We start from the raw sequence: 13724 nt of genomic DNA on the forward strand, positions 1-13724 counted from the left end.
ACTCAGAGACCGACCAGACCGGCCAACCCGCCGATGTCCGGGATCTGGTGGTAACCAAAGGCCGCGTTCGCCGGTTGCTCATGACCCCGGGCCACGAAGGCTTTGTGCTTGATCTTCATGTCGTGGGCCGACATCAGGTCGTAGCGGAAGCTCGAAGACACATGCAGGACATCCTCCGGCCCGCAGCCGAGGTTATCGAGCATGTACTCGAAGGCCGCCAGACGTGGCTTGTAGGCTTGGGCCTGTTGAGCCGTGAAGACTTTATGAAAAGGTGCGCCGAGCTTGTCGACGTTGGACATGATCTGCTCGTCCATCGCATTGGAGAAAATCACCAGGGGAATCTTGTCGGCGATTTTCGACAGGCCTGCCGGTACGTCGGCATGTGGGCCCCAGGTCGGTACGGCATCGTAATAGAGCTGGCCTTCGCCTTTGTATTCGACACCCCAACGCTTGCAGACCCGGGCCAGGGCAGTCTTGAGAATTTCATCATAGGGCCGCCAGTCGCCCATCACCTGGTCCAGCCGGTAGGCCGAGAAATCCTTGACGAACTGATCCATCTGCTCGGCTGGGACCCGATCGGCGAACAGCTCGCGCGTCATGGTCCCCATCTGAAAGTTGGTCAACGTGCCATAGCAGTCAAAGGTAATGAACTTGGGGCGAAGGAAGCTCATGAGTGCGGTCCTGAGTGATGGTTGAGGTCATGAGGGGCAAGCGGTTGCTCGTTCTTGAAGCCTGGCTGCAACGCTGCATCACGGTTTTATTACAGCATCATGAGACCGCGCATAAACGGTTAAAAGTATAGGCCGCTTGGCACAAACCACCGTTTTTCGGGGCCCGCTCAGCAGACTGTGCGGGATGCGCCAAGCCCGTGCATCTGCACCTTTTTCAGGGTGTTCGCGGCCATTTATGGTGCGCAAAAAACCAGTCGAACCGCCGCCAGCGGCAGAATCCACCCCGCCAACGAGAACGGGCGCATTCCCTGAGGATGCGCCCGTTGCTTGTGTTGCCGGTGAGCTTTGTACTGGCCTCAGAACTCCGCGACTTTGCCCCAGGCTGAAGACTGGAATCGATCCGGGTGATAGGGACGCGGGTCAACCAGGGGAGGCATGTCGCTGACAATGTCGGCGATCAAGTGGCCCGCGCCAGGGCCGATGCCGAAGCCATGGCCGCTGAACCCCGCCGCCAGCACCAGGCCAGGCAGGCTCGCTATTTCGCCAATGCCCGGGACGCCATCAGGCGTGCTGTCCACATAACCTGCCCAGGCAGCGGTGACTGACGAGTTTTTCAGCATCGGGATCAGGTCGACCGCACGCTTGTAAGTCAGCTCGACAACCGATGCATCGGCTGCAGGATCGAGGATGCGCATCCGCTCCATCGGGGTTGGCTGGTCCAACCGCCAGCGGCCCAGGCCTTCATGCCCCGACTGGAAGCCTTGCAGACCACCGGGCGCCAGCTTGCGCCAGCGGCGCTGGAACATCGGCAGGAACTGCGGAGCGAACCGCAACAGCTGCGGGGTCGGGTCAACGCGCCCTCTGCCACTGATGGCCAGCGTGAAACCGCCATCAGAGCGACGGGTCATGGAGACCTCATCCGTGTGGAGTGCGTCCGGTATCTCTTCGGCGCCCTTGGAGACCGACAGTATCGTCTGGCGAATGGACGCCTGGGGAAACCGGATGCCGTACTGACGGCAGAACGAGGACGCCCATGCGCCACCGGCCAGCACCGCGAGTTTGGTTCGAATGGTGCCCTTTTCGGTAACGACCGCCGATAGCCGGCCGCCTTCGGTCTCGACGCCACGGGCAGCGCAGCCCTGATGTACCGTGCCGCCCAGCTTGATGATTGCCCGCGCAACCGCCGGAGCGGCACGGGACGGGTCCGCCGTACCGTCGGTCGGCGAGAAGACCCCGCCTTTCCAGGACTTGCCAGTCACTCGGCCATGTTCTGCAGCCTGTTCCGCCGTCAGCATGTGCGTTGTGACATTGACGGTACGGGCAAACTCACCCCACTTTGCCCAACCCGCCAGTTCTTTCTCGTTGTTGCTCAGATAGAGCAAGCCACACCTTCTGAATCCGGTGTCCTCGCCGGTCTCCGCGGCGAACTGTTCCCACAGCTCCAGGCTCTTGGTCGAAAGCGGCAGCTCACGAGCGTCCCGATTCTGCTGACGGCACCAGCCCCAGTTTCGACTCGACTGCTCCGCCCCCACGCGCCCCTTCTCCACCAGTGCGACCTTCAGGCCGCGCTTGGCCAGGTAATAGGCCGTGAAGGTTCCGATAATGCCGCCGCCGATCACGACAACGTCAGCGTGCGTCGGCAGTTCAGAATTCGTCTCTACGGAAGTTAACGGTGCAGGCATTTTGGGATGTCCATTGAAGGGCGGTGAGCGGTGGCGTTATTACAACACCATGAAACCGTGCATAAACGGCTAAAAGTATAGGCCGCCTGGTACAAAGCACCGTTTTGCGCGACCTGTTCAGCAGACTTTGCGGGACGCTCCGAACCCGGGCGTTGCGGTCGGAAGCGTCAGAGCCTGGCAGGCCATGGTTAATGGGAAGTTAGCCTGGCAGATACGGCAGATTCTCCTTTGGGCACTTGAACAACGGCATATTTTGTCCGGGCCGCTTTGTTAGCTTATTGAGCAGACTCGACATGCCGCTCTAAAGGAACGCCTTGGATGACTATTCAATCTTCGAATCGCTACAGTGTTGATCCGCAATCGGCTCAGCGGTTTTATATCAACGGCGGTTGGTCTGCGCCGGCTAGCCCGGCCAGCCTGGCGGTGGTCAACCCGGCGACCGAAGAAGTGATCGCCCAGGTCGCCAGCGGCTCTGCCGAGGATATCGATCGTGCGGTAGCGGCGGCGCGCGCCGCGTTTGCCGGTTGGTCTGCCACCTCCACGGCGTCACGCGCGCTGCTGCTGGACAAGATCCATGAGCTTATCCTTGAGCGAAAAGAAGCGTTTGCCCAGGCGATCTCCCTGGAAATGGGCTCGGCCATCGCTGCCGCACGTGCAATGCAGGTGCCCCTGGCGGCCGAACACGTTCGGGTCGCGCGCGATCTGCTGTCCACCTATGATTTCCAGACGCTCGAGGGCACGACCGCAATCCGACGCGAACCCATAGGCGTCTGCGGTCTGATCACGCCCTGGAACTGGCCGCTTTACCAGATCACAGCAAAAGTCGCCCCGGCACTGGCGGCCGGATGCACGGTGGTGCTCAAGCCCAGTGAGCTGTCACCGCTTAGCGCCCTGCTGTTTGCACAGGTGGTGCATGACGCGGGCCTGCCACCGGGGGTCTTCAACCTGGTGAACGGCAGCGGCCATATAGTCGGCGCGGCGATGGCCGCACACGCTGATATCGACATGATTTCGATCACCGGCTCAAACCGCGCAGGCACGCTGGTGGCACAGGCGGCCGCCCCGACGGCGAAGCGGGTCGGCCAGGAACTGGGCGGCAAATCGCCGAATATATTGCTTCCCGATGCGGACTTTACCAAAGCCGTCCCGGCCGGCGTGCTGGCGGCGCTGCGCAACGTCGGACAATCCTGCAGCGCCCCGACCCGCATGATCGTTCCGAAGGACCGACTGGCTGAAGTCGAAGCGCTGGCGGCCGCAACCGCCAACGCGATCATCGTTGGTGATCCGCAATCGCCGGAAACGGTACTCGGCCCGATTGCCAATCAAGCCCAGTTCAATCGCGTGCAGGCGATGATCGAGAACGGCCTGCACGAAGGCGCAAAGCTGCTTTGCGGCGGACTTGGACGCGTGCCCGGTTTTGAAAAGGGCTACTTCACCCGCCCGACAGTGTTCTCCGAGGTGGATAACGCCATGCGCATCGCCCAGGAGGAAATCTTCGGGCCGGTGTTGTGCATCATTGCCTATGAAACGATCGACGAGGCGGTGGCTATTGCGAACGATACGGTCTACGGGCTGGGCGCCCACGTCCAGTCACAGGACCTTGACCTGGCGCGCGCGGTGGCTTCTCGAATCCGCGCCGGGCAAGTGCTCCTGAATTACCCCGCCTGGAATCCCATGGCGCCCTTCGGTGGTTACAAGCGATCGGGAAATGGGCGTGAGTACGGCGTCTTCGGGCTTGAGGAATACCTGGAAACCAAGGCGATCGTCGGGTTCGGCTGATTGCCCTATGCCGTCGCCCCGAATGATTCAGTACGACGGTTGAATTCAAGAAAAGCAGGCCCCGTGGCGAGGGAGCTTGCTCCCGCTGGGTCGCGAAGCGGCCCCAAACCCTGCCGAATGCGGAATATCGGAATCACCTTGACCACCGATTCACGACTGCTGCGCAGCCGAGCGGGAGCAAGCTCCCTCGCCACGGGTTTGTCGATTGCCTCACAGGCGGCCGTCAACCCGCCTGTTCCGCCTCCAACCGCTTGAGCAACGCCTTGGCGGCCGCTTCGGATGAGGCGGGATTCTGCCCGGTGATCAGATGCCCGTCCTCGACCACATGGCTGCCCCAGTCCGCCCCTTTGGAATACTCGCCGCCCTTGGCCTTGAGCATGTCCTCGACCAGGAACGGGACCACTTGGGTCAGCCCCACCGCCTCTTCCTCGGAGTTGGTGAAACCGGTGACTTTTTTCCCCTTGACCACGGGCTGGCCGTCCGGGGCGTTGACGTTCTTGAATATTCCGGGCGCGTGGCAGACGGCCGCGATGGGTTTATTCGCTGCGTAAAACGCTTCGATGAGGGTCTTGGAGTCGGTGTCCTCGGCGAGATCCCAAAGGGGGCCATGACCGCCGGGATAAAACACCGCATCGAAGTCATAGGGATCGACCTCGCCCAGCGGCACGGTGTTGGCCAACGCCGCTTGGGCCTGGGTGTCGGCGCCGAAGCGACGGGTTGCATCAGTCTGGGCGTCCTCTTCATCGCTCTTGGGGTCCAGCGGTGGTTGCCCGCCCTTCGGCGACGCAAGCGTGACCGTGGCCTTGGCATCGACGAACACGTAATAGGGAGCGGCAAATTCTTCCAGCCAGAAGCCGGTTTTTTTGCCGGTGTCGCCCAACTGATCGTGAGATGTAAGGACCATTAGAATCTTCATGTGAACCTATCCTCCGCGCGGTGAATGGGCGACGTGGGTGCGCCCTGTAATAGTGTCAGAGGCTGCGTTGAGGGAGACGTTCAAGTGGGTGTAGGGAACGCCATGATTTCGTCATGTCCCATTTCCGCCCGCGGCGCAGGCCAAGCCACTACCAAAGCGCAACATCGTAGGTCAGGTAAAGACGATTACTGTCACGGCCCCTCGCAAAATCCGAGCGATAGACATAGTTGCGCAGTTTCACACCCAGCCCTTTGAAAGAGCCCTGCTGCACGACATAGGCCACTTCTGCATCACGCTCCCATTCCTTCACCGCGCTGTTGGACTTGCCATCGTCACCGCTGAGATAACGACTGGAAAACGTCAGGCCGGGAATGCCAAGGCGCGCGAAGTCGTAGCCGTAACCGAGCATCCAGGTCTTCTCGTCTTCCTCGATGAATTTGCCGATCCCGGCATTGCTGAAGGAATAGACCGTCGCCCCGCTGATATAAGGCAAACCCCCTTCCCCGCTGAGTTTCTGGTAGCCGGCGCTGAAGGTGTGGCCGACGACGGCATAGGACAGCATCCCGCTGAGCATGTCGTTATCGATGTTCCCGCCATAGGCCGAGCCGGAATCGGCGCTGTTGAAATAGCGCAAATCGCTGGTGAGAACCCCGGGGCCAAGCGGCAGGTCGTGCTGGATGCCAGCGAAGCTCTGTCGATAGAAGTTCTCCAGCTCGCCATAGAAGTAGCTCAGGCGCAGGGTCTTGCCCAGCTTGTAGTCGGCGCCCGCGTAGCTGAAGTCGCCTGACTGATCGCCACCATAACCGTCGGGCACGATCGGCATGCTGTCGCTTGAATCGCGCAGTTTGAAACGCTGCAGATGCCCGCCAGTCAGGCTGAGATTGTCGATGTCGCTGCTGTTGATCTGGGTCCCCTGGTAGGTCTGCGGCAACAGGCGCGCGTCGTTGTAGATCAGCAACGGGTTCTTCGGCAACAGGGTGCCGTGCTTGAGGGTGGTCTTGGCCACCCGGGCCTTGGCGGTCATGCCGGCGCTGGCAAACTCGTCGGCGGCGCGCCCGTCGTCATGCACCGATAGCAGGCCCGTGCCGCTGCGCCCGCGCCCGGAATCAAGCTTGACCCCCAGCAGGCCCAGGGCATCGACGCCGAAGCCGACGGTACCCGGGGTATAACCTGACTGGTAATCCAACAGGAAACCCTGGGCCCATTCGGTTCGCTCGCTCTTGGCGGTCCTCGCGGCCCGCGCGCTCATGCCATGTTCGTCGCGAAAGTTCTCGTTGAAGTAGACGTTGCGCAGTTGCAACTTCAACTTGCTGTCGTCGATGAAACCTTCGGCGCTGGCCGTGGACAGCGGCAACAGGCCGAGGATCGGAAACCAGGCCGCTCGGGTCAGGTAATTGCTCATGTCGGATTTCTCATTGTTGTTATTTGGCGCGCAGGCCAGCGCACCCCCCGAGTGGGGAGCGTCAGGCAAGCAACAAGGTTGTCGGGTGACTCAGGAGAACAGCGTCAGCGCCCCGGTCAGCAGGGCCAACGCGGTAATCACCAGGGAGGTGAGCACCGCCCATTTGAGGGTGGCTTTCTGGAAGTCGCCGAGGTCGCGGTCAACCATGCCCACCAGCAACAGGGTCGAGGCCACCAGCGGACTCATCAGGTGCACCGGCTGGCCTAGAATCGACGCCCGAGCGATTTCCACCGGATGAATGCCGTAGGCGGCAGCGGCGTTGGCGAGGATCGGCACCACACCGAAGTAGTAGGCATCGTTGGACAGCACGAAGGTCAGCGGCATGCTGGTAATCGCCACCACCAGCGGGAACAGATGGCCCCAGGATGGCGGGATCCAGTCGACCAGGGTCTGCGCCAGGGCATCGACCATTTTGGTCCCGGAGAAGATCCCGGCAAAAATGCCCGCCGCGAACACCAGCAAGACCACGGTCATGGCGTTGCCCGAATGAGCGAGGATGCGCTCCTTCTGGATATCCAGCTGCGGATAGTTGATCACCAGCGCCAGGACAAAACCGATCAGGAACAGGATCGCCGAATGCATGAGCCCCATCACCAGCGCGACCATCACCGCAATCACCAGCAGCAGGTTGACGTAGGCCAGCTTCGGACGCTTGTGCGGCGTGTCTTCAAGGATCGCCTTGATGTAGCAGTCGCCGCCACCGCTTTGCAGCTGGATATTGCCAATGCGCTTGCGCTCGGCGCGGCCCAGCAGGTACGCGGTGAACACCACCCAGGCGGCACCGCCGATCATGGTCGGCAGCAGCGGCACGAAATACTCGCCGGCATCCAGGCCCAACGCCGCGATGGCGCGGGTCGCCGGCCCACCCCAGGGCGTCATGCCGCTCATGATGCTCAGCGACAGCATCGAGACGGTCGCCAGGATCATCGGATTCATGCCGATGCGCTTGTACAGCGGCAGCATCGCGGCGCAGGTGATCATGTAGGTCGTCGTGCCGTCACCGTCCAGCGCCACCAGCAGCGACAACAGTGCGGTGCCCACGGCGATCTTCATCGGGTCGCCATTGACGCGTTTGAGAATCTTGCGGATCAGCGGGTCGAACAGGCCGGCGTCGATCATCAGGCCGAAAAACAGGATCGCGAACAGCAGCAGCGCCGCCGACGGCGCGACCATCTTCAGGCCGTCCAGCATCATCTTGCCGGTGGTTCCGCCAAACCCGCCCAGTATTGCGAAGACGATCGGCACGATTGTCAGGGCGACGATCGGCGACAGCCGTTTGGTCATTATCAGGAAGGTAAAGACCACCACCATGGCCAAGCCAAGTAAAGCGAGCATATGTCAGATCTCTTGTTGTTATTGAGTCGCTGATGCAATGACAAAAACGGCCTGGACTATCCGGCCAGGCGCCGGGAAACCGTGGCGTAGACGAAACCCGAGAAGAGCCGGCGGGCGGTGCGGACCACCGACGCACGGATGGTCTCACCCTTTTCGCCGGTGTAGGACAACACCACGTCGATGCCGCCGCTGGGGTGCTCGATGCGAACCCGCTGCAAGCGCGGCTCGCTGGCGCCGCCAAGCAGGTTGGCGGCGACGCTGCCGTCGGTCACGCACGCCGTCGCCAGGCCGATCGAGCCGGTAATCGCCAGCGCGCGGTGGCAGTTGTGCGGCATGAAGTAGCGCACTTGAATCGTCCCGCCGCTCTTGGCCGCGGAAACCAGCACCGGCTTGGGAATCACCTTGTCGCTGACGTCGCCCAGGCCCATCGCGAGCCCGGCTTTCAGTCGCAACGACTCCAGGCGTTGCAGGAAAGCCTTGTCGGCGTCCAGTTCGGCCGGACTCTCGTCGCCACGCTTGCCCAGTAGGCTGGCCTCGATGATCAGCATCGGCATGGCCATGTCGATACAAGTCACCGGGACGCCGTCGATCAGGTCAAGGGCTTTCCCGGTCGGGAAAAGTTTGCCGGTCTTGCTACCCGCGGCGTCAAGGAAGGTCAGTTGCACTGGCGCCGCCGTGCCGGGCACGCCATCGATGGCGGTGTCGCCCTCATAGCTGACCTTGCCTTGCGGAGTCTGCACCTCGGCGTTGACGAAGGTGCCGGTGTTGAGGTTGCGGATACGCACCCGGGTCAGCTCGCCTGTCGCCTTGACCAGGCCCTGCTCGATGGCGAACGGGCCGACGGCGCAGAGCATGTTGCCGCAGTTGGGTGCGGTATCGACCCGCCGCTGGGACACCATGACCTGCACAAACAGGTAATCCACATCGGCCTCCGGATGCAGTGAAGGACTGACGATCGCCACTTTGCTGGTTTGCGGGCTGCCACCGCCGATGCCATCGATTTCCAGCTCGTGACCGGAACCCATCAGGTTGAGCAGCAACTCGTCTCGTTCGGCGATCACCGCAGGCAAATCCCAGGCGAGAAAAACCGGACCTTTGGACGTGCCGCCACGCATGAGTACACAAGGAATTCGTTGCATGACCACTAACTCTTGTTGATCAATCTGGATAATTGATGTTCTGGACACAAGAGTGGCAGGGTTTAAAAAGTGATTCCAATGCAAAGATCGGAGCCATTATTGCGTTTCACAAAAGAATTATTCTACGATCCGGGGCGTGTCCACAGCCCCTTCCCAGCGAGATAAAACATGGAATATGAACTGCAGGACATCCGATCTTTCGTGAAAATCGCCGAACTGGGGAGTTTTCATGAGGCTGCCGATGCGCTGCATCTGTCCCAGCCAGCCCTGAGCCGGCGCATGAAAAAACTAGAGGAAGGCCTGGGAACGGCCCTGCTTGATCGCACCACGCGCAAGGTCAGCCTGACCAGCGTCGGGCGGGATTTCCTGCCCAAGGCGCGACGCCTGCTGGATGATTTCGACGACTCGATCCTCAACATCCGCGAGTTGGCGGAACGACAAATCGGCCGAGTGACCCTGGCCTGCATCCCGACGGCGGCGTTCTACTTCCTGCCTTCGGTGATCCGGCTCTACAACGAGCGCTACCCGAAAATCCGCATCCGCCTGCTGGACCTCAGCGCAAACGAAGGACTGGAGGCGGTACTGCGCGGCGAAGCCGATTTCGGCATCAACATGATGAGCGGCCAGCACCCGGACATCGAATTCGTGCCGCTGGTCAACGAACCCTTTGTATTGGCCTGTCGGCGCGACCATGAACTGGCAGGACGCAGCGCCGTGACCTGGTCGGAACTCAGCGACTATCGGTTGATCGGCGTCGGGCGCCTGAGCGGCAACCGCATGTTGCTCGATCACGCCTTGTCCGGCCTGAGCTGGCGTCCGCAGTGGTTCTATGAAGTGCAACACCTGTCCACCTCCCTCGGCCTGGTCGAGGCCGGCCTCGGGGTGTCGGCGATGCCCAGCCTGGCAATGCCTGCCGGGGACCATCCGACGCTGGTCAGCGTGCCGCTGATTGAACCCGTGGTGAACCGATCCCTGGGCCTGGTTTATCGACGAGGCGCTTCGCTATCGCCTGCCGCGGAGAAGTTCGTCTCGATCCTGCTGGAGCAGTGGCCGCAGTAGAGCGCTCTTTGCGCCGGCATTTAATTGGCAGCTGATTTATAGGCGCTCATCGTTGAGCGCTGTTGCGGCGATATCTTCAACTTCGCTTACGACTTTCTTTGATCGATGCTCCTCCAGCAACGTCCGCGGCAATACAAACCCTTCAAAACTGCGCTGGGTAATCGGGTTGTTGGCCTTCTCCGCTCCAATCCGATAACGCATCAACCCATCGGCGACAGCAAAAGTCAGGTCCACGCTGGTATCGGTTCTTCCATTGAGGTGGCCGCGGCTGAGCAGTCGAAACAGTGACCACGGCCCGCGATAGCTCAGACTGGCCGTGTTGCCGGTGCTGTGCACCAGGGTCAACTGGCTGCCATTTGTATTGCCCAGGCTGTTGGGCCATACCAGCCCGGTACGTTGTGGTGCGCCGTGCTGGTAAGGGATCAATTGACCGTCGACGCTGAGCATGCTGCTCAGGCGGGTCGCGCTCAGGGCCAGCGGTTCGATGGTGAGTTGCACCGCCAGGAGGCCGCGGTGGTTGAAGAAGGTGTCGCGGATGCGTTCGACCTTCTTGAGCTGTTCCATCACGTCGTTGCGCACCAGGTAGCCGCCGAGGCTGTCGGAGTACAGGGCGTCGAGGTTGTCATTGAGGAACACGTTCAGGTATTGGTTGTGGAACTGCTGCAGGCGCCCCTGCGGGCCGAAGAAGGCTTCGAAGTCTTCCAGCGAGGCGTCCTCGCCACTGGCCTTGAACGGGTAGCGGCCTGCCAGGCGGTCGCGGTAGAAGCTGTAGATTTCACTGTCCCAGCGTTTTTCCAGCTCACGCAAGGCGGCAATCACCAGTACCTGTGAGGTCTGGTCGGCGAGTTTCTTGACGTGCTGGTTCAGCGGTTCGGGCAGGCCCACGGCGACGCGTTGCAGGTTGGCAATCGGGTCAGCACCGTCCAGGGAGAAGCGGTTGAGTACGGTTTTCAGCGCCGCCTTACCGGGATCAGGGTTGTCGTGTACGGTTTTGGCGTAGTCGTAGACGGCGCTGACCGAGCGCAGGGTTTCTTCGTAATAGGACGGCTGCTCACCTCGCGCAGTGATCTGTTCCGCCAGGCTGGAGAACGCGCGCCGGATGCCGGCGGCTTGTTGCTGGCCGTCCGACACCTTGTCCAGCGAGAGCGGTGCTTGCCCTTCGACCAAGGGCACCGACGGGTAGATAACGCTGTTGTCGCGCAAGGTTTCCAGCAAGCGTCGCAGTGGTGCAGCCGGGCCGGTCACCTGTTCCAACACGGCCACGCCGTGGCTGAGGTCATCGAAGTCAGTCACCGCGAACTGGTTCAACGCCCGCCGCCAGCTGTCCACATAATCGGCGCTGTAGAGAGCCCGGATACGTTGGGTCAGCACTTTGCGGTCTTCATCGGAGTAGTCCAGGCGTTGGCGTTCTCCGAGCACCCACTGGTCGATCATGGCCAGCTCGATGATGCCTTCGGTGCCAGGCTCGAAGTAGTCCTTGAAGCCCTTGGCGGTGAGCATCGGCGGCAATTGCAGGCCGCTGCCCTCTTGATCGGTGTTCAGTGGACGGTAGACGATATCGAACGCGGGGCCGACCTCATTGCGTAGGTCCAGCGGGTGATGCAAACGCTCCAGGGCGTCCTGTTTCAGGCTCATGTAGACCCGTTCGGCCATGGGCAACTGGCGCAATTGCTGCTGCACCTGGGCAATGCGCTCACGGTATTGCGGCAGATCGGCATCGGCATATTTCAGCGCGTAGCCCAGGTGACCCATCAAGTCGGTCTGCAACTGACCCTGGCCCGGATAGGCGCGCTGCCATTGCTTGGCGACCCATTCTTCTACGATGGCCGGACGGCGGTTTTGCCGCTCTTCGAGCATGCGATAGACGCGCAAGGCCGCCAGTTGCTGATTGCTGCCGGAGGGCGCGGCGTTGATGGTATCCAGCACACCGCTGGCAATCGCCGGCAGGAAGCGTTTGGACAGCAGATTCAGATAGGCCTCATCCACCGTCGGGCCAATCGCCCGCCCCTGATACAGCCCCATATCCGACAGCAACGGCCACGCCTCACGGTAATCGCCATACACCTGCACCGCATCGCGGATCAGGTCCAGCGGGACCAGCAGATTGCGACCGGTGGGGTCGACCCTGGCGTCAATGTCTCGTCCACTGAAGTCCTGGCTCTTGGCCAAGACGCTGGCAGCCTTGTCGCGGTTGATGTTGAAGTACAACTGCCAAGTGCCGATGACAACCAGACAGCCCAAGGATGCGACGCTGAATCCGGCGATCAGCAACCGCCGCTTGCTGCGGGCCACCTTGATGTTGTCACCCGCCAGGCCCGCTTCGGGGTAGATCACCCGCTGGAACAGTTGCTGAGCAAAGTAGATGGCTGTGCCACCGGCTGGTTTGACTTCGGGTGGCGGTGGCGGCAGTTGATAGGCTTGCCCTGCTTCTTTGACGAAGGCATTGCTCAGGGTGCCCTGCTGCAACACGGAAGAGAAATACAGCCCGCGCACCAGCGCCGGTGTAGTGAAACGATCACTGCCGAGCATCTCACTGAGGAAGCCGAACAGGGCCGGACGCAAGCCCGCCATCTGATGCATCAGCGCCTGCAAGCGATCACGCTCATCCAATGTGCGCGACTCCCTGGTGCTATTGAAAACCTGTTCGCTCAGGCAGACGACAAAGGTTTGGTAATGGCGCGTCAGTTCGGCCAGCCAGGCATCAAAATCATCCACCGCGTCCAAGCTGAAGGTGAAGCCCAGCAGGTCTTCACGCCCGCTGCGTGACAACCGGGCGAAGAATTCTTCAAAGCCTTCCAGCAGGTCGAACTTGCTCAGCGTCACGTACACCGGCAAGCGCGTGCCCAATTGCCGGGTCAGCTCAAACAGCCGGGTGCGCAGCAGGTTGGCGTGAGCCTTGCGCTGCTCGGGACGTTGCGCCAATAAAGCCTGCACATCGATCACCAACACAACCCCGTTGAGTGCCCGACGGCTGCGATTGCGCGCCAGCCAGTCGAGCAGGTGCGACCAAAGGCGCGGGTGGGTGCCGGCGGGCAATACCGGTTTGACCTTGCCCTGTTGCTCGACGTTTTCAGCCGGTGAGTCCGGATGACTGAGGAACTCACCCGGAGGGTCAATCAACACTGCCTCGTCACCGATCCACCAATCCACCGGATAGGCCAGTTGCTCTTCCTGATGAGCCCTCACTCCGGCCTTGGTCACATGGGATAACGCAAAGCTCTGGTTAGAACGCGTGATCAGGCTGGTCTTGCCGGCATTTTTCTCGCCCAGCACCAGGTACCACGGCAGTTGATAGAGCGAACGGCGGCGCTCCATATTGTTCAGCAGGTTGCCCAGGCTGCAGTCCAGCGCACGCTCCTGCGCTTCTACATAAGGCAGGCAGGGGTCGGCTTGTAGGGCAACCTCATGTTGGCGTTCGAGCTGCAAACGCTGGTAACGATTGCGCACCCGCCACGCCCAGACCAGCAGCGGCGCTACGATCACCACCACACTGGCCGAGACCCGCATCGCTAACTCAACCAGCGGCTGGTGCTCACGCCAGGTCCACTGGGGTCCCAGCCGCCAGATGGCGATCAACAACAACGCCACGCCCAGCAGCACCAATACTGGCACCGCCTGGTTGAACTGACGCAGCACCGGCAGGCCCCAGCGTTTGAGGTAACCCCAGATCATCCCCATAAA

9 protein-coding genes are annotated in these 13724 nt (G+C 61.4%); 2 read left to right on the plus strand and 7 right to left on the minus strand.

All coding sequences use genetic code 11. From position 1 onward, the window contains the following. Positions 1–2: 2 nt before the first annotated feature. Positions 3–671, minus strand: coding sequence for a haloacid dehalogenase type II (locus J3P94_RS14480; RefSeq protein ID WP_305494668.1), 669 nt, complete (start codon positions 669–671; stop codon positions 3–5). 356 nt (positions 672–1027) lie between these two features. Further along, positions 1028–2353 carry an NAD(P)/FAD-dependent oxidoreductase gene (locus tag J3P94_RS14485; protein ID WP_434568488.1) on the minus strand — a complete coding sequence of 442 codons (1326 nt, stop codon included), beginning with the start codon at positions 2351–2353 and terminating at the stop codon, positions 1028–1030. A gap of 318 nt (positions 2354–2671) precedes the next feature. On the opposite strand from J3P94_RS14485, the gene J3P94_RS14490 reads away from it, so the two are divergent. Further along, positions 2672–4132, plus strand: a complete 1461-nt coding sequence (locus J3P94_RS14490; protein WP_434568489.1) for an aldehyde dehydrogenase family protein — start codon at positions 2672–2674, stop codon at positions 4130–4132. A 223-nt stretch (positions 4133–4355) separates the two neighbouring features. Here the strand turns inward: J3P94_RS14490 and J3P94_RS14495 are convergent, their stop codons facing one another. The 4 genes from J3P94_RS14495 to J3P94_RS14510 all read right to left on the minus strand — a co-directional run bounded on the left by J3P94_RS14495 (position 4356) and on the right by J3P94_RS14510 (position 8984). Next, a complete protein-coding gene (locus J3P94_RS14495) occupies positions 4356–5048 on the minus strand; it encodes a type 1 glutamine amidotransferase domain-containing protein (protein ID WP_434568490.1) in 693 nt (230 codons plus the stop codon). Positions 5049–5196: 148 nt separating this feature from the next. Beyond that, entirely contained in the window at positions 5197–6450 is a 1254-nt protein-coding gene (locus J3P94_RS14500; protein ID WP_434568491.1) for an OprD family porin, read from the minus strand. Positions 6451–6540: 90 nt separating this feature from the next. Continuing rightward, positions 6541–7845 carry a CitMHS family transporter gene (locus J3P94_RS14505; protein ID WP_305494673.1) on the minus strand — a complete coding sequence of 435 codons (1305 nt, stop codon included), beginning with the start codon at positions 7843–7845 and terminating at the stop codon, positions 6541–6543. A 56-nt stretch (positions 7846–7901) separates the two neighbouring features. Beyond that, positions 7902–8984, minus strand: a complete 1083-nt coding sequence (locus J3P94_RS14510; protein ID WP_434568492.1) for a 4-oxalomesaconate tautomerase — start codon at positions 8982–8984, stop codon at positions 7902–7904. A 168-nt stretch (positions 8985–9152) separates the two neighbouring features. On the opposite strand from J3P94_RS14510, the gene J3P94_RS14515 reads away from it, so the two are divergent. Beyond that, the gene (locus J3P94_RS14515; RefSeq protein WP_024777250.1) at positions 9153–10043 is read left to right on the plus strand and encodes a LysR family transcriptional regulator; all 891 of its coding nucleotides are present in this window, start codon (positions 9153–9155) and stop codon (positions 10041–10043) included. A 36-nt stretch (positions 10044–10079) separates the two neighbouring features. Here the strand turns inward: J3P94_RS14515 and tssM are convergent, their stop codons facing one another. Further along, positions 10080–13721 (minus strand): type VI secretion system membrane subunit TssM, encoded by a 3642-nt coding sequence (tssM, locus tag J3P94_RS14520; protein WP_434568493.1) that lies wholly within the window; start codon positions 13719–13721, stop codon positions 10080–10082. Positions 13722–13724: the final 3 nt, after the last annotated feature.

Source organism: Pseudomonas sp. Z3-8 (assembly GCF_051131975.1).
In the GTDB taxonomy this organism is placed as follows: Bacteria; Pseudomonadota; Gammaproteobacteria; order Pseudomonadales; family Pseudomonadaceae; genus Aquipseudomonas.